The organism is Ruegeria sp. BB10 (assembly GCF_056535725.1).
In genome coordinates, this window is sequence record NZ_JBQFIW010000001.1 from 1177700 (window position 1) to 1201615 (window position 23916).

21 protein-coding genes and 2 tRNA genes are annotated in these 23916 nt (G+C 58.2%); 13 read left to right on the forward strand and 10 right to left on the reverse strand.

All coding sequences use genetic code 11. The features are described 5' to 3' along the window. Window positions 1–4: 4 nt before the first annotated feature. From ACR3EP_RS05890 to ACR3EP_RS05905, 4 genes are all read left to right on the forward strand, one after another. On the forward strand, window positions 5–982 hold the full coding sequence (locus ACR3EP_RS05890) for a TRAP transporter substrate-binding protein (RefSeq protein ID WP_170348846.1): 978 nt from the start codon (window positions 5–7) through the stop codon (window positions 980–982). Window positions 983–1051: 69 nt separating this feature from the next. Then, window positions 1052–1585 carry a TRAP transporter small permease gene (locus ACR3EP_RS05895; protein WP_170348847.1) on the forward strand — a complete coding sequence of 178 codons (534 nt, stop codon included), beginning with the start codon at window positions 1052–1054 and terminating at the stop codon, window positions 1583–1585. A 4-nt stretch (window positions 1586–1589) separates the two neighbouring features. Further along, the gene (locus ACR3EP_RS05900) at window positions 1590–2903 is read left to right on the forward strand and encodes a TRAP transporter large permease (RefSeq protein ID WP_480636793.1); all 1314 of its coding nucleotides are present in this window, start codon (window positions 1590–1592) and stop codon (window positions 2901–2903) included. Window positions 2904–2910: 7 nt separating this feature from the next. Further along, window positions 2911–3840, forward strand: a complete 930-nt coding sequence (locus tag ACR3EP_RS05905) for a hypothetical protein (RefSeq protein ID WP_480636795.1) — start codon at window positions 2911–2913, stop codon at window positions 3838–3840. Here ACR3EP_RS05905 and ACR3EP_RS05910 read toward each other — a convergent pair. Next, window positions 3827–5146 (reverse strand): ATP-binding protein, encoded by a 1320-nt coding sequence (locus ACR3EP_RS05910; RefSeq protein WP_480636797.1) that lies wholly within the window; start codon window positions 5144–5146, stop codon window positions 3827–3829. The two genes, ACR3EP_RS05905 and ACR3EP_RS05910, sit on opposite strands and share 14 nt — an antisense overlap. Before the next feature lie 44 nt (window positions 5147–5190). Between ACR3EP_RS05910 and ACR3EP_RS05915 the strand changes: the two genes are divergently transcribed. From ACR3EP_RS05915 to ACR3EP_RS05925, 3 genes are all read left to right on the forward strand, one after another. Next, window positions 5191–6105 (forward strand): MBL fold metallo-hydrolase, encoded by a 915-nt coding sequence (locus ACR3EP_RS05915; protein ID WP_480636799.1) that lies wholly within the window; start codon window positions 5191–5193, stop codon window positions 6103–6105. A 77-nt stretch (window positions 6106–6182) separates the two neighbouring features. Next, window positions 6183–6257, forward strand: a tRNA-Asn gene (locus ACR3EP_RS05920). Window positions 6258–6377: 120 nt separating this feature from the next. Next, window positions 6378–6452: transfer RNA gene (locus tag ACR3EP_RS05925), tRNA-Asn, on the forward strand. A gap of 20 nt (window positions 6453–6472) precedes the next feature. Here the strand turns inward: ACR3EP_RS05925 and ACR3EP_RS05930 are convergent. The 4 genes from ACR3EP_RS05930 to zwf all read right to left on the reverse strand — a co-directional run bounded on the left by ACR3EP_RS05930 (window position 6473) and on the right by zwf (window position 11978). Continuing rightward, window positions 6473–8092 carry a long-chain-fatty-acid--CoA ligase gene (locus ACR3EP_RS05930; RefSeq protein WP_480636801.1) on the reverse strand — a complete coding sequence of 540 codons (1620 nt, stop codon included), beginning with the start codon at window positions 8090–8092 and terminating at the stop codon, window positions 6473–6475. Window positions 8093–8239: 147 nt separating this feature from the next. After that, a complete protein-coding gene (gene pgi / locus ACR3EP_RS05935) occupies window positions 8240–9850 on the reverse strand; it encodes a glucose-6-phosphate isomerase (RefSeq protein ID WP_480636802.1) in 1611 nt (536 codons plus the stop codon). A gap of 5 nt (window positions 9851–9855) precedes the next feature. Then, the gene (gene pgl, locus ACR3EP_RS05940; protein WP_480636804.1) at window positions 9856–10527 is read right to left on the reverse strand and encodes a 6-phosphogluconolactonase; all 672 of its coding nucleotides are present in this window, start codon (window positions 10525–10527) and stop codon (window positions 9856–9858) included. Continuing rightward, complete coding sequence (gene zwf / locus ACR3EP_RS05945) at window positions 10524–11978, reverse strand: glucose-6-phosphate dehydrogenase (RefSeq protein ID WP_480636805.1); 1455 nt, start codon at window positions 11976–11978, stop codon at window positions 10524–10526. The genes pgl and zwf overlap by 4 nt, the downstream gene beginning before the upstream one ends. Window positions 11979–12141: 163 nt before the next feature. Here zwf and ACR3EP_RS05950 point away from each other — a divergent pair, with 163 nt between their 5' ends. Continuing rightward, window positions 12142–13095, forward strand: a complete 954-nt coding sequence (locus tag ACR3EP_RS05950) for a radical SAM protein (RefSeq protein WP_480636807.1) — start codon at window positions 12142–12144, stop codon at window positions 13093–13095. Here the strand turns inward: ACR3EP_RS05950 and ACR3EP_RS05955 are convergent, their stop codons facing one another. Together ACR3EP_RS05955 and ACR3EP_RS05960 are read right to left on the reverse strand one after the other, a co-directional pair. Beyond that, window positions 13096–13791, reverse strand: a complete 696-nt coding sequence (locus ACR3EP_RS05955) for a lipid-binding SYLF domain-containing protein (RefSeq protein WP_480636809.1) — start codon at window positions 13789–13791, stop codon at window positions 13096–13098. 104 nt (window positions 13792–13895) lie between these two features. Next, window positions 13896–14165: an usg protein gene (locus ACR3EP_RS05960; protein ID WP_058280415.1), complete on the reverse strand. Its 270-nt coding sequence runs from the start codon at window positions 14163–14165 to the stop codon at window positions 13896–13898. A gap of 194 nt (window positions 14166–14359) precedes the next feature. On the opposite strand from ACR3EP_RS05960, the gene gyrA reads away from it, so the two are divergent. Continuing rightward, window positions 14360–17086, forward strand: coding sequence for a DNA gyrase subunit A (gene gyrA, locus ACR3EP_RS05965; protein WP_480636811.1), 2727 nt, complete (start codon window positions 14360–14362; stop codon window positions 17084–17086). A 193-nt stretch (window positions 17087–17279) separates the two neighbouring features. Next, entirely contained in the window at window positions 17280–17723 is a 444-nt protein-coding gene (locus ACR3EP_RS05970) for a hypothetical protein (protein ID WP_480636812.1), read from the forward strand. 85 nt (window positions 17724–17808) lie between these two features. On the opposite strand, the gene ACR3EP_RS05975 is transcribed toward ACR3EP_RS05970, so the two are convergent. The 3 genes from ACR3EP_RS05975 to ACR3EP_RS05985 all read right to left on the reverse strand — a co-directional run bounded on the left by ACR3EP_RS05975 (window position 17809) and on the right by ACR3EP_RS05985 (window position 21235). Then, window positions 17809–19278, reverse strand: a complete 1470-nt coding sequence (locus tag ACR3EP_RS05975) for a carboxypeptidase M32 (RefSeq protein WP_480636814.1) — start codon at window positions 19276–19278, stop codon at window positions 17809–17811. Between the two features lie 5 nt (window positions 19279–19283). Next, on the reverse strand, window positions 19284–20429 hold the full coding sequence (ctaA, locus tag ACR3EP_RS05980) for a heme A synthase (RefSeq protein ID WP_480636816.1): 1146 nt from the start codon (window positions 20427–20429) through the stop codon (window positions 19284–19286). A gap of 62 nt (window positions 20430–20491) precedes the next feature. Continuing rightward, entirely contained in the window at window positions 20492–21235 is a 744-nt protein-coding gene (locus tag ACR3EP_RS05985; RefSeq protein ID WP_170395946.1) for an RNA methyltransferase, read from the reverse strand. A 154-nt stretch (window positions 21236–21389) separates the two neighbouring features. Here ACR3EP_RS05985 and ACR3EP_RS05990 point away from each other — a divergent pair, with 154 nt between their 5' ends. Genes ACR3EP_RS05990 through ACR3EP_RS06000 form a run of 3 tightly spaced genes read left to right on the forward strand, consistent with a single transcriptional unit; the run spans window position 21390 to window position 23854 of the window. After that, a complete protein-coding gene (locus tag ACR3EP_RS05990) occupies window positions 21390–22007 on the forward strand; it encodes a thiamine phosphate synthase (protein ID WP_170395948.1) in 618 nt (205 codons plus the stop codon). Window positions 22008–22052: 45 nt separating this feature from the next. Continuing rightward, entirely contained in the window at window positions 22053–22946 is an 894-nt protein-coding gene (locus tag ACR3EP_RS05995; RefSeq protein WP_480636819.1) for a PfkB family carbohydrate kinase, read from the forward strand. Further along, window positions 22943–23854 carry a pseudouridine-5'-phosphate glycosidase gene (locus ACR3EP_RS06000; protein WP_170348864.1) on the forward strand — a complete coding sequence of 304 codons (912 nt, stop codon included), beginning with the start codon at window positions 22943–22945 and terminating at the stop codon, window positions 23852–23854. Before ACR3EP_RS05995 ends, ACR3EP_RS06000 begins: the two co-directional genes overlap by 4 nt. Window positions 23855–23916: the final 62 nt, after the last annotated feature.

Sequence of the window (23916 nt, forward strand, 5' to 3'; positions counted from 1 at the left end):
TAAAATGAAAAAACTGACGAGCCTTATGGCAGCAACCGCACTGACCGCTGCCGCAGCCCTGCCGGTCGCTGCCGAAAAATGGGACATGCCGATGGCCTATTCGGCGTCGAACTTCCATTCGGCCACAGGTGCTGAATTCGCCAAATGCGTGACCACCGGTACCGGCGGCGAGATCGAGATTGTCACCCACCCTTCGGGTTCCCTGTTCAAAGGGGCGGATATCAAACGCGCCATTCAGACCGGCCAGGCCCCTATTGGAGAGCGTCTGCTGTCCGGCCACCAGAACGAAAACGCGTTGTTCGGCTTTGACTCGATCCCCTTCCTAGCAACGTCGTTTGACGACAGCGCCAAGCTTTGGGATGCTGCAAAACCCTCGATCGAGAACCTGTTGGCCGAACAGAACCTAACGCTGCTTTATGCAGTGCCGTGGCCGCCGCAGGGGCTGTACTTTAAGGACGAGGTGAACTCGGTCGCTGACATGAAAGGCATCAAGTTCCGCTCGTACAACAACGCCACGTCACGTCTGGCCGAGCTGACCGGAATGCTGCCGGTGACCATCGAAGCGGCCGAGATCAGCCAGGCCTTTGCCACTGGCGTTGCCGATTCCATGGTGTCTTCTGGCTCAACCGGGTATGACCGCAAAGTTTGGGAAAGCCTGGATTATTTCTACGAAGTAGATGCCTGGCTGCCGCGCAACTACGTGATGGTGAACTCGGATATCTGGGCGGGCGTGTCTGACGCGAACAAGAACGTCATCAAAGCCTGCGCCGAACTGGCGGAATATGCGGGGAACTGGCGGGCCAAGGAATATACCGGGTTCACCCTGCAAGGCTTGCGTGACGGCGGCATGACCGTTGGTCCGGCGTCCGAGCAGATGACCAACGAGTTGAAAGAAATCGGCGTCACCATGACCAATGAATGGCTGGAGGCCGCCGGGGACGAAGGCAAAGCCATTGTCGACGCCTTCCAAGCGCAACAATAACCAAATGGACGCGGGCGGCAGCGATCTGCCGCCCGTTCTCTATCCAACCAAAAGAAAAGCGGGGACAGTATGGCAGCGTTACGAGGGCTTCGGTCCGTACTGGATTTCATCTATCTGGCAGCAGGCGTACTGGCGGCGTTGAGCCTTATCGCCATACTGGTTCTAATTGTGGTGCAGATGCTGGCCCGTTGGACAGGCGAGGTATTCCCTGGCGCGCCCGACTATGCCGGGTATGCGATGGCCGCGGCCTCATTCCTGGCTTTTGCCAATGCGCTGAACCGGGGCAGCCATATCCGCGTGTCGATCCTGTTGAATGCGGTGCCTGATAAATTCCGCCGGGTGCTGGAGATTTGGTGTTTTGGCATCGGCACGGCCGTCATGTGGTACTTCTGCTGGTACGCCTACCGCTTTGTTTATTGGAGCTGGAAGTTCAACGATATCAGCCAGGGACAGGACAAAACCGCGCTTTGGATACCGCAATCGGCCATGTTAATCGGCGCGGTCATTCTGGCCATCGCCCTGACTGATCATCTGATTCACGTGATCTTCCGCGGAGATCACCGCATTACCCGCGATCTTGCCGATCAAAGCCACGGAGAGTGAGAGCATGGAAAACGCATCAATCATCATCCTCTTCCTCTTTGTTCTATTCACTCTGTTGGGCACCGGCGTCTGGGTCGGGCTTGCCCTGATGGGCGTCGCCTGGGTCGGGATGGAGCTGTTCACTACTCGCCCCGTCGGCGACGTCATGATCACCACCATCTGGTCAGCCTCGTCCTCCTGGACGCTGACGGCGCTGCCGATGTTTATCTGGATGGGTGAAATCCTGTATCGAACGCGATTGTCCGAAGACATGTTCAAGGGGCTTTCACCGTGGATGGCCCCCCTGCCCGGCGGTCTGGTGCATACCAATATCGTCGGCTGTACGGTCTTTGCCGCCGTGTCGGGCTCGTCCGCGGCAACGCTGACCACGGTTGGCAAGATGTCGATCCCAGAACTGCGCAAGCGCAATTACCCCGAACGCATGATCATCGGCACTCTGACAGGTGCTGCGACGCTGGGCTTGATGATCCCGCCTTCGCTGACGCTAATCGTTTATGGCGTCACCATCAATGAATCGATTACCAAGCTGTTCTTTGCTGGCATCCTGCCGGGTCTGGTGCTGGCCTTCATGTTCATGGGCTATGTCGCGATCTATTCCAAGATGGGCAAGGACTGGAACCCGAACCAGGAAAACAAACTGACCTTTGCCGAGAAGATCAAGAACTCGCGCTTTTTGCTGCCAGTGATCCTGTTGATCGTCGTTGTCATCGGCTCAATGTATCTGGGATATGCCACCGCGACCGAGGCCGCCGCCTTTGGTGTGATCGGAGGGCTGTTGCTCGCAGCCGGTCAGGGTTCGTTGAACTGGAAGACGTTCACTGAAAGCCTCATGGGGGCCACTCGCACCAGCGCGATGATCGCATTGATCCTTGCGGGCGCGGCTTTCCTGTCGCTGTCGATGGGCTTTACCGGCCTGCCACGCGGTCTGGCCGATCTGATTGCCGGATGGGAACTGACGCGGTTCGAACTGCTGATGGTGCTGCTTGTGTTCTACATCATCCTTGGGTGTTTTCTGGACGGCATATCCTCGGTCGTGCTGACCATGGCTGTGGTCGAGCCTATGATCCGCGACGCCGGAATCGACCTGATCTGGTTCGGTATCTTTATCGTCGTCGTGGTCGAAATGGCGCAAATCACGCCGCCTATCGGGTTCAACCTGTTTGTGATGCAGGGCATGACCAATCATGAAATGAGCTATATCGCCCGTGCTGCGATTCCGATGTTCCTGATCATGGTTGTTATGGTTTTCGTCCTGATCTGGTTCCCGGATTTGGCCACCTGGCTACCGAATAACCTGCGGCAAGGCCCAACCGGGTAGCCTGCCGTTGAATCCGCTGCACATCGCTGCCCGCCACGGACCTTATGTTCTGTTGGCGGGCCTTTTGTCGGGGTTGCTGCTGCCGGGGTTGGCGCAACCGATGCGGCCGCTGTTGCCGCCGATGGTTGTGCTGTTGCTGTTCGTCACCGTGCTACGAATGGAGCCCGCGCGCATATTCGGATCACTGCGTGATCTGCCCCGCGTTGTTTTGGTAGTTCTTGGTCTACAGCTTGCGATGCCCCTGACAGTTCTGACGGTCGGTGCCTTGGGCGGGTGGCTCGACAACCCCGCCCTGTTTGCCTTGCTGGTCATGACCGCGGCTCCCTCCATCGCTGGCAGCCCAAATATGTGTCGGATGATGGGGCACCCATCTGAATACGCGCTCCGCCTTTTGGTGATCGGTACTGCGGTATTGCCAATGACCATAGCCCCGGTGTTCTGGCTGGCGCCGCAACTGGGCGGATTCGATACGGTGCTTTGGGCCGCGTTAAAACTGCTAATCACAATCCTGCTGGTGACGCTGACCGCAGTCGGTATTCGCAAAATACTGATGCAAGACCCATCGCCCACAACAGAAAGTGCGCTTGACGGTCTTGCAAACATCACCTTGGCCCTCTTCGTCATCGGCCTGATGCCCTCGGTCAGCGAGGTCGTCCTGACCGATCCGAAACGAGCGTTCCTCTGGATTACCTTCGCCTGCGCGGCCAATTTTGGCGTTCAAGTCGTCTGTTTTCGACTGACCCGGTTTCGTATGCCCACAGCCGCGTCGACGGCAGTGTCCCTGATCGCAGGCAACCGCAATATCGCGCTGTTCTTCGTGGCTTTAGCGCCCGAGGTTACTGCGCCGATCATGGTGTTCATCGGGGCCTATCAAATTCCGATGTACCTGACTCCGCTAGTGATGCAGCGCATGTACAGGGTCGTTAGCGACCGATGATAATGTCGGCGCAGAGGCCGCCCAGCCGCTCACTTTTGCTCAGACGCACCACGCCCCCATGGGCCCGCGCGATATCTGAAACGATGGCAAGGCCCAACCCCACTCCGGTACCCTGATTTTGATTGCGCGCCGGATCAAGGCGCGCGAACGGTTTGACCGCTTCGGATCGCTGTTCAGGTGGAATTCCTGGCCCGTCATCCTCGACCCGGATACGCAGGGATCTGGGTGTGATGGACAGGCTGACATCCGCGCGATTGCCATACCGCACGGCGTTTCCAATCAGGTTTTCCGCGGCGCGCCGCATGGCAGTGGGGCGCAGCATGACTGTTCCTTCCCCTTCGACCGAGATCAGGTCGACCTCATGTCCTGCACGACGCGCGTCTTTGACGATTTGCTCCAACAGCACCTTCGGATCGACAGATTCCGGAGCGCCCTCGGCCGCCCCGCGCGAAAACTCAAGGAACGCATCCAGCAGCAATTGCATCTCATCGACATCCTGCTGCAAAGGGGCTGCTTCATCCTCGGGCAACATCGAAAGACCAAGTTTCAAACGCGTCAGCGGTGTGCGCAGATCGTGACTGACCCCCGACAGCATCATGGTGCGCTGCTCCATCTGGCGCTCGATACGGGCACGCATATCCAGAAAAGCACTGCCCGCCGCGCGTACTTCGATGGCCCCACCGGGAGAATACGGCACCACCCTGCCCCGACCAAAGGCCTGCGCAGCCTCGGCCAGACGAGTGATCGGGCGAAGCTGATTGCGCATATACAGAAAAGAAATCGTGGTCATGACAACCGCAAAGAACACCATTGTCACGATCAACTGGTGTGGCGCTACCGGAGACAGACGACGGCGATCAAAAGTCAGCTGTAGAATGCCCAGATCCGTCTGCAGATACAGCCGCGCCTCTTGTCCGCTGGGCAAGGCAACCGCAATCAAATCTGGAAGCAAGGCCCGCAGATCTGCCTCGACCTGGGGTGCAATGAAATCGTACCAACGCCGGTGACCAACCATTGGTTCGTCGTTAATGCCCAGAAACCGGGCCTTCATTTCAAGCGCTTGCAGGTCAAGCCGAACAGCCGCCATCGCCTGTTGTTGCGTTTCCGTCTCTTCCATGACTTCCGTGATCAACATCACTTCGCGCGAAGCAGCGCGTGTCATTTGCGCCGTGACGTCTTCCAGATGTTTTTGTAGGAACGCGATCCCCACCACCAGCAACACCACGACCACCGGCAGGACCAGGATCAGTGCAGCACGGGCATAGAGGCTGCGCGGCATATAGTGTTTGAGCCAAAGCGCGGACATGCGCTAAACCTAACGGGCTGTTACGACAAGAGAAAGAGGTCAGAATGCAGGCGCCTGACGATTTCAATCCACCCGCCGGCCCGGCGGTCGAGCTGCAGCCGGGATTGCGGCGTATTCTGGCGCCAAATCCATCCCCAATGACATATCGCGGGACCAACACTTATCTGGTGGGAACCAGCGAGCTTGCCGTGATCGACCCTGGTCCGCTCAGCAATGAACATCTGGATGCGATTCTGGCGGGACTTCTACCCGGACAGCGGATCAGCCATATCATCGTTACCCATAGCCATCTGGATCACTCTCCGCTGGCGCAACCCTTGGCGGATCGTACCGGAGCACCGATCATGGCCTTTGGAGGGCCCGAGGCCGGGCGTAGTGCAGTTATGACTCAACTGGCCGAGGGCGGTTTAGTGGGTGGCGGCGAAGGCATCGACACCAACTTTCGCCCCGACATCGAACTTGCGGATGGGGCTTTGATCTCAGGCGACGGCTGGCAGCTTGAGGTGATTCACACCCCTGGCCATCTAGGAAATCACATCGCACTTGGCTGGGGTGAGGTCTGTTTCACGGGTGATCACGTCATGGGATGGGCCAGTTCACTGGTTTCGCCCCCAGACGGTGACCTGACGGATTTCATGGCGGCCTGCCATCGTCTGCACTCACGCGAGTGGGCCGTCTTTCACGCCGGGCATGGCGCGCCGATTGCCGATCCCGCAGCGCGGCTGGACTGGCTGATCAATCACCGCCTGACACGCGAAGCACAGATTCTGTCTGCGCTGGAAGATCACCCCGGTACCGCCCGAGAACTGGCCGAGCGAATTTACCTCGACACTCCAACCGCCCTTTTGCCTGCTGCTGAACGGAATGTTTTCGCCCATTTGATTAATCTGATTGGGAAATCTCAGGTCACTTCCGAAGGAAAACTGTCAGCTGACACCCGTTTCATCAGACAAACCTAAGCCGCCGGAACTTTTTTTCGAAAACGTCGAATTCCCCTCTGGACGGCAAAAATCGGGATTGTTATACGGCCCTCAGTTCCGGCGTAGCTCAGCGGTAGAGCAGTTGACTGTTAATCAATTGGTCGTAGGTTCGATCCCTACCGCCGGAGCCAAATTCTCACCACCTTAAATCCCCATCACCAACGGTCGCTTGCGGCGCAAGATTTCTCGACTAAAAATCCTATACGCCCTCTGGACGCCGCAGAAACTGGTTGCTATACGGCGCGGACCGTTCCGGCGTAGCTCAGCGGTAGAGCAGTTGACTGTTAATCAATTGGTCGTAGGTTCGATCCCTACCGCCGGAGCCATTTCCCACGTTTTTTAAAGATCAGCCCACCAAGGCGTCCTTGAAATCCGCGCGCAAGTTGCGTTTCAGAACCTTACCCGTTGCGTTCAGAGGCAAGGCATCCACAAACACCACCTTGTCCGGCACCTGCCATTTAGCGATTTTGCCGTCGTAAAATGTCAGCACCTCTTCTTCGCTTGGGTCCTCCCCCTCGGCGCGTACGGCCACCAGCAGTGGGCGCTCGTCCCACTTTGGATGCGGTACGCCAACCACGGCTGCGGTCGCCAATTTGGGATGCGCAACGGCGATGTTCTCCAACTCGACCGAACTGATCCACTCACCCCCGGATTTGATGATGTCCTTGGACCGGTCGCGGATGGTCATATAGCCGTCAGAGTCCAACGTTGCGACATCACCAGTGGCAAACCAGCCATCCCGCAGCAAATCTTCATCTTGCATCTGGAAATAACTGTCCAGAACCCACGGCCCGCGCACCAGCAGATCACCTTGGGTTTCGCCGTCATGCGGCAGATCATTGCCGTCATCGTCGACGATCTTCAGATCGACACCATAACATGGTCTTCCCTGGCTTTCTCGAATGGCGTGCTGCTCGTCTTCCGGCAGGTCAAAGTGCTTGGCCAGGGGGTGATTTGCGGTCCCCAACGGACTCATCTCGCTCATCCCCCACGCGTGGATGGTGTCGACACCATAGGTTTCGCGGAAGGTTTCGATCATCGAAGGCGGGCACGCGGCCCCGCCGATCACCGTCCGCTGCAGGCTGGCCAGCTTGCTGCCAGACTGCTCGGCAAAAGCCAGCAGCCCTTGCCAGATCGTCGGCACGCCCATGGCCAGAGTGACGCCGTAAGTGTCGATCAGATTCACCAGCGCCTCACCATGCAAACCCGGCCCCGGCAACACCATCCGCGATCCCGACATGGCGCAAGCATATGGGGACCCCCAGGCGTTTACATGGAACATCGGAACCACCGGCATGACCACATCCATCGCCGAAAACCCGATAACGTCGCGTGTGTTCGATCCGAAACTGTGCAGCACGGTGGAGCGATGCGAATACAACACCCCCTTTGGATTGCCGGTTGTGCCAGATGTGTAACACAGGCCGGATGCAGTGTTTTCGTCAAAGCTGGGCCATTCAAAACTGGCCTCACCGATCTCGATCAGATCGTCGTAAAATTGCACACCCGGTATCTGCGCAATAGCGTCATCGTTTCTTGGCCCCATCAGGACGAAATGTTGAACATCGGGCAAATGCTCGTGAAGGGCTGCGACCAAAGGAATAAAGGTTGCGTCGAAAAACAGGACCCGATCCTGTGCATGGTTGATGATATACGTCAACTGTTCGGGAAACAGTCGCGGGTTGACGGTGTGGCAAACGAACCCCGCCCCGGAAGTGGCATAGTAGATCTCAAGATGCCGCCGATTATTCCAAGCCAGCGTCGCAATCCGCGTCTGTGGCTCCAATCCCAACTTGGACAGTGCCGAGGCCAGTTTCCGCGCGTTTTCCGCCACTTGCGACCAACTGCTATGGCTAACTGTGCCATCGGTTTCAACCGAATAAATCTCAGTCTGACCGTGAAAGCGGTCGGCGTGATCAATTAGCGACGAGATCAGCAAGGGCTGCGTCATCATCTGTCCCAGCATGGGCGTCCTCCCTATGGCGGTGCCACTTTGTGCCCGCAATCACATCGGGCGATATGGCTTTTCCTTAGGCAGAGCCTGCCAAGCATTTAATTGTCTGACAATAAAAGAATGCGATTTGCCGTTGCGGCAGGTGGTAAAATCGAACCCTCAATCGCGGTGTTTTAGCGCATAAGCAACCAGCGAAGCGGTCGAGCCATCCTTGCCGTCAGTGCTAACCTCACCATCCACTATCGGACCCAGCGAGGTCGCCAATTCCTTGCCCAGTTCGACCCCCCATTGGTCGAACGAATTGATCCCCAGCAGAACCCCTTCGACGAAAACACGGTGTTCGTACAAGGCGATGATTTGGCCCAGGACATACGGTGTGAGCTTCGGATAAATCAGGGTCGAGGACGGCCGGTTGCCCGGGAACACACGATGACGGGCCTGACGTTCAAGTTCCTCACCGGCCAACCCTTGTTCGGCCATGCGCTGCCGCGCCTCATCCAACGACCGGCCGCGCATCAGCGCTTCGGATTGGGCCAGACAATTGGCCAGCAAAAGGCGGTGGTGGTGGGTAAGTTCGGGCTCGTGCCCTTCGGCGGCCGCCATGAATTCGCAGGGGATCACATCGGTGCCCTGATGGATCAACTGGTAAAAGGCGTGCTGGCCATTGGTGCCCGGTTCACCCCAAACCACAGGCCCCGAAGGCATGGTCAAGGCGCTGCCGTTCATTGCAACGGATTTACCGTTCGACTCCATCTCAAGCTGTTGGAAATAGGCGGGAAGACGCAGCAGACGTTGATCATAGGGCAGAACCGCGCGACTGGTATATCCCAGAACCTGGCGGTGCCAGACCCCAACCAGAGCCAGCATTACCGGCATGTTCTCGATCCAGTCGGCAGCGCGGAAATGGACGTCCATCGCCTGTCCCCCGCGCAGAAAGGCATCAAACGCGTTCGAACCGACGGCGATCATCACCGGTAGCCCAACCGGCCCCCAGATCGAAGAGCGCCCCCCTACCCAATCGGCAAAACCAAAAACGTGATCTTGGGCGATACCAAAGGCATCGGTCTTATCTACCGCACACGACACGGCTGCGAACTGTTTTCCACAATCGCCACCGCCATCCGTTAACCAGGCACGGGCGGTCCGGGCGTTGGTCATGGTTTCAATAGTGGTGAATGTCTTGGATGCGACAATCACCAGCGTCCGGGTCGGGTCAAGTGGGCGTAGCGTATCCGCGATATGCGCACCATCGACATTGGACACATAGTGCAGGTTTGGCCCGTCGTGATACGGGGCCAACGCGTGCGTGGCCATCACTGGCCCAAGATCCGAGCCGCCGATGCCGATATTCACGACGTCGGTAAAGCTGCCACCTGTCCCAGAAATCGCGCCGCCGCGCACCTCTTCGGCGAAAACCCGCATCCGCTGCAGCGTGTCCAGCACGTCAGGCATCACATCCAGACCGTCGACCTCAACCGGTCCGCCATCCAGATTACGCAACGCCGTGTGCAATACCGCGCGCCCTTCGGTTTCGTTGATCTTGGCACCCGAGAACATGGCGTCGCGCCGTTCCGCCAGACCCGCCGTATCGCACAGCCCGATCAAAGCGTCACGGATGTCCGCGTCAATACTGGTTTTCGAGTAATCAAAGAGCAGGTCACCGGTTGAGGCCGAATACCCCTGCGCCCGATTTGCATCCTTACTGAACAGACCCAGAATGGGCTGCCCCTTCCGTTCTGCTGCCAGTGCTTTGAGTGTCTCCAGTTGCATAGCGTCTACTCCGCCCAGTGTACGGCCATGCCACTCAGCACTGCTGCGATGGGGGCCTCTTCCGGTGGCAGGGACATGGACCGTTCCAAAGCATCCCGTTTCGCGTTCCCGAAAATAATCAGGTGTTTTGACAAGGCACCGTCCAAAACAGGCGCAGTCAGCGTGATACGGGGTTCCGGCTGAACCTCGGTCCGTGCCACCGCCAGAGGACGCGCGTGACTGTCCAACGCGGCCTCAAGCCCATCCATACCCGGGAACAGGGACGCGGTGTGCATATCCTCGCCCATTCCCAACACCAGCACCGACAAGGGCCGGATCGGAGTGATTAGGCTTTCGATTTCCGGCAATACATCCTCGGGCTCCTTTCCCGGCACGTACAGAGGGATATATTGCGCCACCGACGCCCGATTGGTCAGCAACCGCTCGCGGATTAGGCGCTCGTTCGAGCGGTCGTGATCACCCGGCACACAGCGTTCATCGGTAGGCAGAACCCGCACCCGGTCCCATTCCAAATCCGCCGCGCACAGAACATCAAACATCGGGCCGGGCGTCGTGCCTCCGGGGACTGCCAATGAGGCAAAGTCGTGATGCAGCAAGGCGGATTCCAGTTCACCTGCCAGCACGTTTGCAACGTCGATAGCCAGCATATCCCGGTCGGCGTATTCCTGTATGTTCATGGGTTTATCCCTTGCCAGCGGCGACCGTCTCGTTTCATTAGCAGCTCGGCGTCGCCCGGGCCAGTGCTGCCGCTTTCATAAGGTTTGGGAACATCCCCGCGCGCCTGCCAGCCCGCGATGATCGGATCGGTCCAGGCCCATGCGGCCTCGACCTCATCTCCGCGCATAAACAGGGTTTGGTTGCCGCGGATCACGTCCATCACCAAACGCTCATAAGCGTCCGGCGGGTCCTGGTTTTCGGGCCCCAATGCCTCGGCAAAACTCATGTCCAGAGGCACGTCGACCAGGCGCATCCCACCCTGCCCCGGTTCCTTGATCGTCACCTTCAGCGTGATGCCTTCGTTCGGCTGCAGGCGGATCGACAAAACGTTGGCGTGGCGCCCGGCATCTGCGCCAAAGATCGAATGCGGCGCGTCTTTGAACATCACATTGATAACCGAAGATCGCGCCACAAGCCTTTTGCCTGTGCGCAAATAGAACGGCGTACCCGCCCACCGCCAGTTACTGACGTGAGCCCGCAGCGCCACATAGCTTTCCGTGGTCGAACGTGGATTACCAACAGTATCCCGATAGCTGCGTCCAGTCAGCCCACCTTCAAACTGACCGCGCACAATGTGGTGCGGCTCGACCGGGTCCAATGCGCGGATCACCTTGAGCTTTTCGTCCCGCACTGCGTCGGGGTCGAACTTGGCCGGCGGTTCCATCGCGATCAGGCAGAGCAGTTGCATTAGGTGGTTCTGCACCATGTCACGCATGGCGCCTGCGCGCTCATAATACTCTTCGCGCCCGTCAATGCCGACGGATTCGGCCACGGTGATCTGGATGTGGTCGACATACTGACTGTTCCACAATGGTTCGAAAAGCATGTTGCCAAACCGAACGGCCATCAGGTTCTGAACGGTTTCTTTGCCCAGATAATGGTCGATCCGGTAAATCTGCCCTTCGGAGAAATGTGCCGCTAGCGTCGCATTCAACGTCTGCGCGCTGCCCAGATCGTGACCAAAGGGTTTTTCGACAACGATCCGTGTCTGGGTCGTGGCCAAATCATTAGCTTTGATCCGTTCGGCCAGCGGTCCGAACAGGCGCGGCCCAACCGAGAAATAGAACGCCCGCACCCGATCAATTGTGAGCTTCGCTGCAAGCTGACCCCACCCCTCATCCGTAAGAGCATCCAACGCGACATAGTCGACCCGCTGCAGAAACGCATTCAGTGCCTTGGCATCCGCGCACTGTGCAGGTGCATGTTCGCGCAACGATTGCGCGACCACATCCCGAAACGCATCGCTGTCCAATTCCGATCTGGCGGCACCAATGATCTGAACATCCTCGGGCCATTGTCCGGCACAATAGCGACGGAACAGCGCCGGCAGGATTTTGCGCTGCGCAAGATCGCCAGTACTGCCAAAAATGACCAGATCGAACGGGTCGACGGGGATGACGCGAGAAACCATGCGTTTCCCTTACCTTACCCCTGAGGGCATGTCCAATGTTAGCGCAAACAAAATTACACTTTTTCCCATCATCAAAACTCTGTCAGGTCGGCCGTGGCACCCTTAACTAATTCGGTCTGAAAGGCTAAGTCAGCAGCAGGACTGCAAAGAACCGGATACCGGAATGAAAGACAACGCCTCTCAGATTGCCAATATCGGCAAATTTCAGAACACATTGGTGACGGCTGACGGGCAAACGCGGGCCTCGGTTGCGCTTAGCAACCCTGACACGCTTTGGTTCAACACCGGTACCTTGTGCAATATCGAATGTGTCAACTGCTATATCGCAAGCAGCCCGACCAACGATGCACTGGTCTATATCACCGCTGATGAGGTGCGGGACTATCTGGATCAAATCGAAGCTCGAAATTGGCCGGTTCGGGAAATCGGGTTCACTGGTGGCGAACCATTCATGAACCCAGAAATGATCGACATGACCCGCGCCGCGCTGGAGCGTGGGTATGAGGTTTTGATTCTCACCAATGCCATGCAACCAATGATGCGCCGAAAGATGCGAGAGGGTCTGCTGGAATTGCAGCGTGACTACGGCAACAAGCTAACCCTGCGAATCTCGGTCGATCACTACTGCTCCGATCTGCATGACGAAGAACGTGGCAAGGGCAGCTTCGCCAAGACCGTGACCGGGATGGAGTGGCTGCGTGACAACGGCTTAAACATGGCCGTGGCCGGGCGCACTGTCTGGGGTGACAGCGACGCGGAAAGCCGCGCTGGCTATGCTGCGTTTTTCAAGCAGCACGGCTTTGACATTGACGCCCAAAACCCTGGCCAGACGGTTCTGTTCCCCGAGATGGACGAAACCATCGAAGTGCCGGAAATCACCACAGCTTGCTGGGGTATTCTGGACAAATCACCCGACGCCGTGATGTGCGCCAGCGCCCGTATGGTGGTAAAGCGCAAGGGTGCGGAACGCCCCGCCGTTCTGGCCTGCACACTTTTACCTTATGCGCCCGAATTCGAAATGGGTCACACCCTGGCCGAGGCCGAGGCGGACGTACACCTCAACCATCCCCATTGCGCCAAATTCTGTGTTCTGGGCGGAGCCAGCTGTTCAGGCTGATCAGTTCAGTTCAGGCGATTCCCAGAATTTCGTGCCGGACGCCCCAGCCGAGACGCGCCAGCCTTTCTTGCCCAGCACGAAGAAGGACCGGCCATCAGTGAACCGCACGGTTTCCCCGCTGCGCTCGTCACCGTACATCGCCCCGGTTTCCGCTGTTGCGTCGTAACCAAATTCGATAAATTTCGCCAGATCGGCGGGGGTTTCGAACAGGATCACGAACTTGGTTTCAAACCCACCAATACCCACTGCGGCACCCACTCCGCCAGTACCCATGTTCATATAAGTGTGCTGACCGGTATCCATTGAAACGGCCACCCCGCGCCCATACCCGGCCGAGACCGGAAACACCGTAACCTTGCGCGAGTCGAACACGGCGTAGCCCGCACTAACGTCATACAACGCTTTTGCGTCGGGGTTTTCCGCTAATAACTGGGTAAGAACCTCGCTGGCCATCGCGTCCAGCTTGGCGCGCGTCTCTTCCGGGGTGGCCTCGTTCGTCACCAAATCCGTGGTCGAGTTGATGGTCCCCTCAACCGCGCTTGCACCTTTCTGAATGGTGTTGCCCACGGTTTCAGTCCCACGCCCTACAGCGTCGGCCGTATTCGCAGCACCTTTTTTGATTTTATCAAAGACGCCTTCGGCGACGGCTGGTCCGCCAGTTAACAGCGCAGCGGCGAAAAGCAAAGCTCGGGACATAAAGCGATTCCGTATGTGACCAATGGATTGGTCGACACCATAACCCAAGCACCAATAAATTTAACGCGTCTCAATCGTTACTGACCAAAAAACAGGCTGGATATTCAATTGACCCTGAATTCACCCACCATGTTGCGCCATTCACCGGGCGCGATCATCTTGCGATGCGTAAACCGGACCGAATGCAGCGGACCGTCAATCTCGCGCTGCCAGAAGTCGATGAAATCGAACAATTTCGGATGATCCGGCGCCAGATCGTAATCCTGCCAGATGAACGTGTTCAGAACGTGGATGTAATCGGGCATGCGGTAGAAGAATTCTGCCGTTGTCAGCCCGTACCCTTTGAGCATTAGTTCGGTTTCGCTTTGCTCCATGCAGACCTCCAATTTTGTTGCAAGGTCTCTTCAGGGTAACACGAAAACACCCTAACCCTTAGTTAACAATATGTTACTCAGGTGTTACGGGGGTTTTTCGCATGCAAAATCGTTGCTTGCTTGCACCTTATGTGCCGGGTCTGATAAGGTGCATCCACAAGATATAGACCCAAAACAAAACACGGGCAGTTTACGTGAGCGATACGCCAGATATTCCTGAAAACATGGACGAAACCCCGCCCGAGCGCCCCGTTTATGACGGCCCGACGGTGTCCATCGAATCCGAGATGCGCACGTCCTACCTGGACTATGCAATGTCGGTCATCGTCAGCCGCGCGATCCCCGATCTGCGCGACGGGCTGAAGCCGGTGCATCGCCGCATTCTGTATGCAATGCACGAAACCGGGAACACACACGACAAGGCCTATCGCAAATCGGCCCGCCCGGTTGGCGACGTTATGGGTAAGTACCACCCGCACGGTGACAGCGCGATCTATGATGCGCTGGTGCGGATGGCGCAGGACTTCTCGATGTCGCTGCCGTTGCTGGATGGTCAGGGCAACTTTGGCTCGATGGACGGCGATAACCCGGCGGCCATGCGCTATACCGAAGTGCGCATGGACAAGCCTGCCGCGTCCCTGCTGGCCGATATCGAAAAAGAGACGGTCGATTTCCAGGACAATTATGACGGCAAGGACCGGGAACCGACCGTCCTGCCCGCCCGTTTCCCGAACATGTTGGTCAATGGTGCTGGTGGTATCGCCGTGGGCATGGCGACCAACATCCCACCGCACAACCTGGGTGAAGTAGTTGACGCCACACTGGCACTGATCGACGACCCGGACCTGACGTCCGAGCAGTTGATTGAATACGTACCCGGCCCCGACTTCCCGACCGGCGGCGTCATGCTGGGCCGCTCGGGTGCGCGCAAAGCCTATCTTGAAGGTCGCGGCAGCGTCATTATCCGCGCCAAGACCCGCGTGGAAGAACTGCGTAAGGATCGTTACGCTATCGTCGTCGATGAAATTCCCTATCAGGTGAACAAGGCCGCGATGATCGAAAAGATCGCCGAAGCAGTGCGTGAGAAGCGCATCGAAGGCGTGGCCCATGTACAGGACGAATCCGACCGTAACGGTGTCCGCGTTGTAGTCGAACTGAAACGCGATGCGACGCCCGAGGTGGTGCTGAACCAGCTTTACCGCTTCTCGCCGATGCAAACGTCCTTTGGCTGTAACATGCTGGCCCTGAACGGTGGTCGGCCTGAACAACTGACCCTGCGCCGGTTTCTGACCTCGTTCATCGATTTCCGCGAGGATGTCGTTGCCCGCCGCACCGCCTATGACCTGCGCAAGGCGCGGGAACGCAGCCACATCCTGTGTGGTCTGGCCGTGGCCGTTTCCAACGTGGACGAAGTTGTTGCCACCATCCGGTCATCCGCGGACGCAGCCGAGGCGCGTGAAAAGCTGATGACGCGCCGTTGGCCTGCCGCTGAGATCGAGGGTTATCTGCGACTGATCGATGATCCTCTGTCCAAGATGAACGACGACGGCACCTATAACCTGACCGAGGTTCAGGCCCGCGCCATCCTCGACCTGCGCCTCCAGCGCCTGACCCAACTGGGCGTCAAGGAGGTCACGGACGAGTTGGAAGAACTAGCAGGTAAGATCAAGGAATATCTGGATATTCTGTCCTCGCGCGAACGCATCATGTCGATCATCGGCGATGAGTTGCGCAGCGTGCGCGAACAGTTCGCCGTTCCCCGTCGCACCGAGATCGTCGACTGGTCCGGCGACATGGAAGACGAGGATCTGATCGAACGCGAAGATATGGTCGTGACTGTCACCTCTGGCGGGTACATCAAACGTACCCCGCTGGCCGATTTCCGCGCACAGAAACGCGGCGGTAAGGGCCTGTCGGGCATGCAGACCAAGGAAGAGGATGTTGTTACCAACCTCTTCGTAGCGAACACGCACACACAGCTGCTGTTCTTCACCACCGACGGCATGGTCTATAAGCTCAAGACCTGGCGCCTGCCACAATCGGGGCGGACCGGTAAGGGCAAAGCCATCGTCAACATCCTGCCAATCCCGACAGGTGTTTCCATAGCGGCTATCATGCCCGTGGATGTCCCGGATGAAGAGTGGGAGAACCTGCAGATCGTCTTTGCCACCAGTGCCGGCGACGTGCGCCGCAATGCGCTGAGCGATTTCACCAACGTAAAACGCAACGGCAAGATCGCAATGGATCTGCCCGAGGGTGTGGAACTGGTAAATGCGCGCATCTGCTCGGAAGATGACGATGTGATGCTGGTCACCAACTCGGGTCGCGCGATCCGCTTCCAGACCACTGATGTTCGTGTCTTCAAGGGCCGCAAGTCGACCGGTGTGCGTGGCATCAGGCTAAGCAATGGCGACCGCGTGGTGTCGATGTCGGTGATCCGCCATTTCGAGGCTACGTCGGACGAACGCGCCGCCTATCTGAAAATGCGCCGCGCCGTGGCCGGCCTGACCGAAGAGGCCGAAACCACTGACGAGGATGGCGATGCGCTGGCGACCATCAGCCAGGAACGCTATGCCCAGATGTCGGCCGCTGAAAATCTGATCCTGACCATCACGGCAGGCGGTTCGGGCAAGCTAAGCTCCAGCCACGATTACCCGGTCCGCGGACGCGGAGGCATGGGGGTTGCTGCCATGGACAAGGCAATGCGCGGTGGAGAGCTGGTGGCCTCGTTCCCGGTTGAGATCGACGATCAGATCATGCTGGCGACGTCCAAGGGACAGTCGATCCGGGTGCCGGTCGAAGGCATCTCGTTCCGGTCGCGCAGCGCGGGCGGTGTGAAGGTGTTCAACACCGGTAAAGGCGAAGTGGTCGTCAGCGTCGCCTGGATCGCCGATCAAGGCGACGAAGACGCCGAGGGATAAGATTACAACAAAGGCCCCAGAGCGCAGTGTTTTGGGGCCTTGGATTTGTTTTCGCCAATAATCTCTCAGAATGTGGCAATCAACGGTTTGCCCAATAGAACGATCAAATCGGCGCTGGTTTCTGTAATTCCTAAAAAATTGCTATTCTATGACCAATGATATTTGGAACAGCAGTTTCAAGAGGTCGTTTTTTATGCGAATTTTGTTCAAACAAAGTTTAGTGATCTTCTGGTTCCTATGGTGGGCATTTGCGTTTCTAACCGATTTCATCGGCGGGCTAGAGCTGCTGGGGGTGACTTCAACCCCTTGGTTTGACGGCCACAACTTTCCGTTTCTGCAAAAAACGCTAGCGCACTTTGGTGCCTCTACTGCCGTTGATGTAATCATATTTGTCGGGATCATACTGTGGCTATTTCTATCGACGCTGCTTTTTGCGTTCGCGTCATTTACCTCCTATTCCCAGACGGATCGCTGGCAGAAGAGGGTCGACGCGGCCTTTATCGTATCGCTAGGATTGTGGCTTGCTTTTTTCTTGGCTGATCAGACGGTCATGAATTTTGATTTGGAAGAAAACCATATGGTTCAGGGGGGCTTTCAACTTTTATGCTACCTGACCATCCACCTGTTACCCGACTAGCAATACTCGACGCTCCTAAAGCTTATGCGCGAAACCAAGCAACGCGGTCCGAGTGTGTTGACGAACGCTGCCGAAGGTCTCGCGCTCAAAGACTGTATAGCGTACCGAATTTCTGTTCCAAATACGCCAACAACGGTTCAGGTCCCGGTTCTATCCCGCTGGCGCGTTGGATAGTCTCGCGCGGGGTGAAGAGTCCGCCAAAACGCTGTAGGTTCTCGCACAGCCAACTGGTTGCGCCTGACGTGTCGCCCCTGGTCAGTTGCGCATCCAAATCAGGAACCGCAGCGCGCAACGCTTGATACAGACATCCGGCATAGACATTGCCCAATGAATAGGTCGGGAAATAACCAAACAATCCGACCGACCAGTGGACGTCCTGTAAACACCCGTTCGAAGGTCGGTCGACCTCATATCCAAAATCGGCCTTGAACCGGTCATTCCACGCTGCCTCCAGATCGCTGACCTGAAGGTCTCCGGCCATTAGGGCGCGTTCAAGGTCAAAGCGCAGCATGATGTGCAGGTTGTATTGCACCTCGTCCGCCTCGGTCCGGATATAGCCTTTGTGTACGCCATTGACCGTGGCATAGAACGCATCGGCATCCGCGACATCGAAATCACCGAACGCGTCAACCATTTGATTGTAAAGCCACTCCGTGAACGCCCGAGATCGGCCCAGCTGGTTTTCATAAATCCGGCTTTGACTTTCATGCACGCCCATCGACACGCCCTGCCCCAGTGGTGTCAGCGCATAGGCCGGGTTGATACCCTGTTCATAGGCGGCGTGGCCGACCTCATGAATGGTTGAGTAGAAACAGTTGAACGGGTCGGTCTCGCTGGTGCGAGTGGTAATGCGCACATCCAGGCCACTGCCCGAACTGAACGGATGCACTGCCTTATCCACCCGCCCAGTATTCAGATCGTACCCGAACGTGGTCGCCAGTTTCTGCGACAATTGCATTTGTATCTGTTCGTCGAATTTTCCAGTCAGAGCGTGCGGCGCTGGTTTATCCAAAACGGCCGCGCGCAGGGCCACAAGACGAGGGCGCATCTGATCGAAAATCTCGGCGATTTGTGACCCGGTGGTATAGGGTTCGTAGTCTTCGACCATGGCGTCATAGACATCACCACCCTGCGCCAGTGCAGCGCCTTCTTCACGCTTGAGGGCAACGACCTCCTCGAGAACAGGCAGAAAGGTAGCCACACTCTCGTTTGAACGGGCTTGTGCCCAAGTTCCCTGGGCTGCTGAGGTCACGCGCGCAATGGCCTTGGCCAGATCGGCTGGCACTTTTGCCGTCCGCTCGTAAGTTCGACGGATATCGCGCAATTGGGCGCGGGCTACGTCGTCTTGTGGGTCGGCTTGCTCCAACCACTCAGCCACGCGCGGGTCAGAGCGGCGGGCATGCAGAACCGCTTCGATGGCGGCCATTTCCTCAGCCCGTTGCGGGGCCGCGCCGCGCGGCATCACCGTTTCCTGGTCCCAGCCCAGCCGCCCGGCGATTTGCCCGAGGGCCGACGTTTCGCGTTGGAAGGCCATCAGGTCATCATAGGCAGTCATCAGGGTCATGCTCCGCGGATTGAGGTGGCGATTGGATATGCTGTCAGGAAACGTGCGCGCAGGATCAGGGTCCAAACAACAACGGCCATGAACTGGTGGAAGATGGCGATCTGCCAGGGGGCCGCGTAGATCACCGTCATAATCCCGACCACCACCTGCAGCGAAAGCGCCGCAAAAGCTGCATTGAACGCAAACCGCGTTTGCGGATGCGCGCTGGTGCTGCCGCGTCTCCAGACAATGATACCGAAGATAAACAGAAGATAGCCAGCACAGCGGTGAATGAACTGCACCAGACCGGGGCTTTCAAAGAAATTGCGCCACATCGGTTCAAGCATCGTCGCGTCAGGCGGCAACAATTGACCACCGATCAGGGGCCAATCGGTATATGATCTTCCAGCGTCTATGCCTGCCACAAGGGCGCCTATGAGTATTTGTAGAAAGGCGAAATGCATCAGCCCGGTCGATAGCGAGAACAGTTTGCCCTCTTTCGCGCGGCGGGCCTGCATCAGGTCACGCTCCTCGCGTCCCAGCTCAAAGATGTACCACGCAAGGAACCCGAGGATAACGAAGGCCAGACCCAGATGGACTGCCAGGCGATAGCTGGCAACGGCCGTCATCCCCTCGCCCTGCGTCACGCCCGAGGCAACCATCCACCAGCCAACCGCGCCCTGAACACCGCCCAAAGCGCCTGGAATCAGCAATTTACCTGTCCACCCGGTCGGAATTTTCCTAGCCAGCAGGAAGCCAAAGAACCCAAGTGCCCAAACTAGACCGATCACCCGGCCCAGTTGACGGTGACCCCACTCCCACCAGTAAATGGATTTAAAGTCATCAAGCTCCATCCATTGGTTCTGAATGCGCCATTGATCGATCTGCTTGTACTTTTCGAACTCGGCCTGCCAATCGGCCTCGGTCATTGGTGGGATGGCCCCAGTGACCGGGCGCCATTCCGTTATCGACAATCCGCTATCGGTCAGGCGTGTCAGGCCGCCTACGGAGATCATGACAACGACCAGCGCGAACAGTATCATCAGCCAGACGCGAATTGCCCCGCGTGCGCCGCCACGACCACGGTCAATCATGCCCGGTTGAACGGCCTGTTGTTTTTCTGTGTCTGAGACGTCTTCGAAGATGCTGCGCTTACCGCTCATGCTGTCCTCTTGTGCCTTGGATTTCGTCGCAAGCTAGGGTGAAGGGGGGCTAAGGTCCAGCCTCAGCCTTTATCCTTCCAACGGACCATCTGACGCATGATCCCGTGCAGCATCTGCACATCCGCGCGCGTCATCCGCATCCGAGACCACAGATTGCGCAAATTGGTCTTCATGCCTTCGGCCTTTTCGGGTGGATAGAAAAAGCCCGCCTCGTCCAGCCGGTTTTCGTAATGTTCGACCAGTTTTTCGACCTCGATCCCCGTGGCCCAGTCGCCTTTGCCCAGATCGGTGGCTTCGTGCACCACATCGCCTGTCTGGCGCATCCACTCATAGGCGGTCAACAACACGCATTGGCCAAGGTTCAGCGAGGCATATTCCGGGTTTACCGGAACCGAGATAATGGCATTTGCCTTGGCGATATCTTCGTTTTCCAATCCTGCCCGTTCCGGTCCGAACAAGACCGAGACCTTTTCACCAGCCGCCACTTTCTCGGCCGCGATCTGCATCGCGCGTTCGGGGCTGTAGACCGGTTTGGTCAGACCACGCTGGCGCGCGGTGGTTGCAAAGACAAAGGTGCTGTCGGCCAGCGCGCCCGCAAGGTCATCGAACAGCTGCGCTTCGTCCAGCAAGCGCCCCGCCCCGCTGGACATTGCCACCGCCTTGGGGTTTGGCCAACCGTCGCGCGGTGCGACGATCCGCATCCGGTCCAGCCCGAAATTCCACATCGCCCGCGCGGCAGCGCCGATGTTTTCACCCATCTGAGGGCGGACGAGCACAAAGGACGGCTGGGATGTATCGCTGGGCATGGTTGTCTCCGGAAAACTTGGCTTGCTGTAATCGGCGCGATGGCGCAGGGCAAGGCATCCGATTGGTCAATTACGCCTTAAACCGGCATAAAAGTTTGCTTCCCCGGCACAATCCGCTAAACCGCGCGAAAGACTGAAAGCTAAGGACGCGCCAATGGACACCCCCGAGCAGCCGCAGATTTACCTGATCACCCCTCCGACCATCTCATTGAGCACGTTCCCCGACCAGCTTAGCCGCGTTCTGGACGGTGCCGAGATTGCCTGCATCCGACTGGCTCTGGCAGGCAATGACGAAGACGCGATCTCGCGTGCTGCTGATGCTTGTCGCGAGGTGGCCCATACCCGTGACGTGGCGCTGGTCATCTCGAACCATGTTCTGCTGGCGCAACGGTTGGGGTTGGACGGGGTGCATCTGGACGACGCCGCACGTTCAGTGCGCGCCGCGCGCAAGGAGTTGGGCGCGGATGCCATTGTTGGCAGTTTTTGTGGCGCGTCCAGCCATGATGGCATGACCGCCGGCGAAGCTGGCGTAGATTATGTTGCCTTTGGCCCGGTCGGCGCGTCAACGCTGGGGGACGGAACCACGGCTGAAAAAGACCTGTTTCAGTGGTGGTCTGAGATGATCGAGGTTCCGGTTGTGGCCGAAGGTGGCCTGACGCCTGAGCTGATCCGCGACCTGACCCCTTGCACTGATTTCTTCGGTATCGGGGATGAGATCTGGTCGCAAGAAGACCCGCTTGCCGCGCTTACAACTCTTACCGACGCGATGTGAGCGTTAACCCTTGCACCCACCTCGGGGCTGCGGCATGACACGGGCATGACTCAGAACAGCGAAATCCTGTGTATCGGCTCGGTCCTGTGGGACATAATCGGGCGGTCCGCCAGCGCCATGCGTCAGGGCTCGGACGTGCCGGGGCGGATCACCCGCCTGCCTGGCGGAGTGGCCATGAACATCGCCATGACGCTGGTACGCTTCGGTATGACGCCGACCCTTCTCACAGCCATTGGTCGCGACCCCGAAGGCGACGAACTGGTCAACGCCTGTTCGCGGCTGGGCATGGTCACGGACCACATCTATCGTTCGCAGGATTTGCCGACAGACAGGTACATGGCCGTCGAAGGGGCCAACGGCCTGATCGCGGCAATTGCTGACGCGCATTCGCTTGAGGCCGCCGGGGCGAAAATCCTGCGCCCCTTGATGCATGGGCCGCTGGGGTATGAGAACACTCCGTTCCAGGGTCCCATCGCATTGGACGGCAATCTGACGCTGACCCTGTTAGAAGAAATCGCCCAAAGCCCCGCCTTTGCGCGTGCGGACCTGCGCGTGGCCCCGGCCTCGCCCGGCAAGGCCGAGCGTCTGCTGCCGTTCCTGAAACACGCCCGCGCCACGCTTTACGTGAACCTCGAAGAGGCCGGCATCTTGTGCCAGCGCGAATTCACCGATTCTGAAGGCGCCGCCAAGGGCCTGCTGAACCGTGGCGCGCTGCGGGTGCTGGTCACGGACGGCGGCAACTCGGCCACCATTGGCAGCGCTGACGAAATATTGACCCAAACACCGCCCTCCGTTCTGGTCACCCGTGTGACCGGTGCGGGCGATACTTTCATGGCGGCGCATATCGCGTCCGAGGCCAACGGTGCGTCCAATGACGAAGCCTTACGCCGCGCCCTGCATGCCGCCGCAACCTATGTTTCCGGAGAAACACCACTGTGATCGACATCCAATATTCCGCCGAGGTCCGCGCCGCCAAAGATGCAGGTCAGCCCATCGTTGCGCTGGAAAGCACCATCATCACCCATGGTATGCCCTACCCTCAGAATATCGAAGTGGCGGCGCAGGTTCAGCAGGACGTCCGTGACGCTGGTGCGGTTCCTGCGACCATGGCCGTGATCAAAGGCAAACTGCATGTGGGCCTGGAAGACGACCAGTTGAAAGCCTTGGGGCAGGCCCAGGGCGTCGCCAAGATCTCACGCGCGGACATGGCGGCCTGTATGTCGACCAGCGGGACCGGGGCCACGACAGTGGCCGCCACGATGATCGCCGCGCGCTATGCCGGGATCGAAGTTTTTGCGACCGGTGGCATCGGTGGTGTGCATCAGGGGGCCGAGACCTCGTTTGACATCTCAGCCGATCTGCACGAATTGGCGCAGACACCCGTTACTGTTGTTGCAGCCGGTGCGAAAGCCATCCTGGATCTTGCTAAAACACTTGAAGTGCTCGAGACATTGGGCGTTCCGGTTATCGCGCATGGACAGGACGAATTCCCGGCCTTTTGGTCCGCCAAGTCCCCCTATCCCGCGCCCTTGCGCATGGATAGTGCCGAAGACATCGCCAAGGCCCACGCCACCCGTCGCGCGCTTGGCCTGCCCGGGGGTCAGCTGGTTGCCAACCCGATCCCGGACGCCGATCAAATCCCGGCCGAGGAACTGGCCCCCATCATCGCTGCCGCCCAATCCGACGCGGATACGCACCGGATCACCGGCAAAGGCGTCACGCCATACCTGCTACAACGGATCTATGAACAGACCGGGGGCCGCTCGCTGACCGCAAACATTGCGCTGGTGCGCAACAATGCCCGTCTAGCCGCCGGTATCGCGATTGCTTTGACCAAATCCGCCTAGAGCTACCCTATTGTACCAAGACGCCGGACTGCTTAACTAAATCGGCAAACCAATCAGGATCG

Bases quoted from the DNA above. Each gene is read 5' to 3' on its own strand.
- ACR3EP_RS05890 (WP_170348846.1), top strand. From the start codon at position 5: ATGAAAAAACTGACGAGCCTTATGGCAGCAACCGCACTGACCGCTGCC.
- ACR3EP_RS05895 (WP_170348847.1), top strand. From the start codon at position 1,052: ATGGCAGCGTTACGAGGGCTTCGGTCCGTACTGGATTTCATCTATCTG.
- ACR3EP_RS05900 (WP_480636793.1), top strand. From the start codon at position 1,590: ATGGAAAACGCATCAATCATCATCCTCTTCCTCTTTGTTCTATTCACT.
- ACR3EP_RS05910 (WP_480636797.1), bottom strand. From the start codon at position 5,146: ATGTCCGCGCTTTGGCTCAAACACTATATGCCGCGCAGCCTCTATGCC.
- ACR3EP_RS05915 (WP_480636799.1), top strand. From the start codon at position 5,191: ATGCAGGCGCCTGACGATTTCAATCCACCCGCCGGCCCGGCGGTCGAG.
- ACR3EP_RS05930 (WP_480636801.1), bottom strand. From the start codon at position 8,092: ATGCTGGGACAGATGATGACGCAGCCCTTGCTGATCTCGTCGCTAATT.
- pgi (WP_480636802.1), bottom strand. From the start codon at position 9,850: ATGCAACTGGAGACACTCAAAGCACTGGCAGCAGAACGGAAGGGGCAG.
- pgl (WP_480636804.1), bottom strand. From the start codon at position 10,527: ATGAACATACAGGAATACGCCGACCGGGATATGCTGGCTATCGACGTT.
- zwf (WP_480636805.1), bottom strand. From the start codon at position 11,978: ATGGTTTCTCGCGTCATCCCCGTCGACCCGTTCGATCTGGTCATTTTT.
- ACR3EP_RS05950 (WP_480636807.1), top strand. From the start codon at position 12,142: ATGAAAGACAACGCCTCTCAGATTGCCAATATCGGCAAATTTCAGAAC.
- ACR3EP_RS05955 (WP_480636809.1), bottom strand. From the start codon at position 13,791: ATGTCCCGAGCTTTGCTTTTCGCCGCTGCGCTGTTAACTGGCGGACCA.
- ACR3EP_RS05960 (WP_058280415.1), bottom strand. From the start codon at position 14,165: ATGGAGCAAAGCGAAACCGAACTAATGCTCAAAGGGTACGGGCTGACA.
- ACR3EP_RS05970 (WP_480636812.1), top strand. From the start codon at position 17,280: ATGCGAATTTTGTTCAAACAAAGTTTAGTGATCTTCTGGTTCCTATGG.
- ACR3EP_RS05975 (WP_480636814.1), bottom strand. From the start codon at position 19,278: ATGACTGCCTATGATGACCTGATGGCCTTCCAACGCGAAACGTCGGCC.
- ctaA (WP_480636816.1), bottom strand. From the start codon at position 20,429: ATGAGCGGTAAGCGCAGCATCTTCGAAGACGTCTCAGACACAGAAAAA.
- ACR3EP_RS05985 (WP_170395946.1), bottom strand. From the start codon at position 21,235: ATGCCCAGCGATACATCCCAGCCGTCCTTTGTGCTCGTCCGCCCTCAG.
- ACR3EP_RS05990 (WP_170395948.1), top strand. From the start codon at position 21,390: ATGGACACCCCCGAGCAGCCGCAGATTTACCTGATCACCCCTCCGACC.
- ACR3EP_RS05995 (WP_480636819.1), top strand. From the start codon at position 22,053: ATGACTCAGAACAGCGAAATCCTGTGTATCGGCTCGGTCCTGTGGGAC.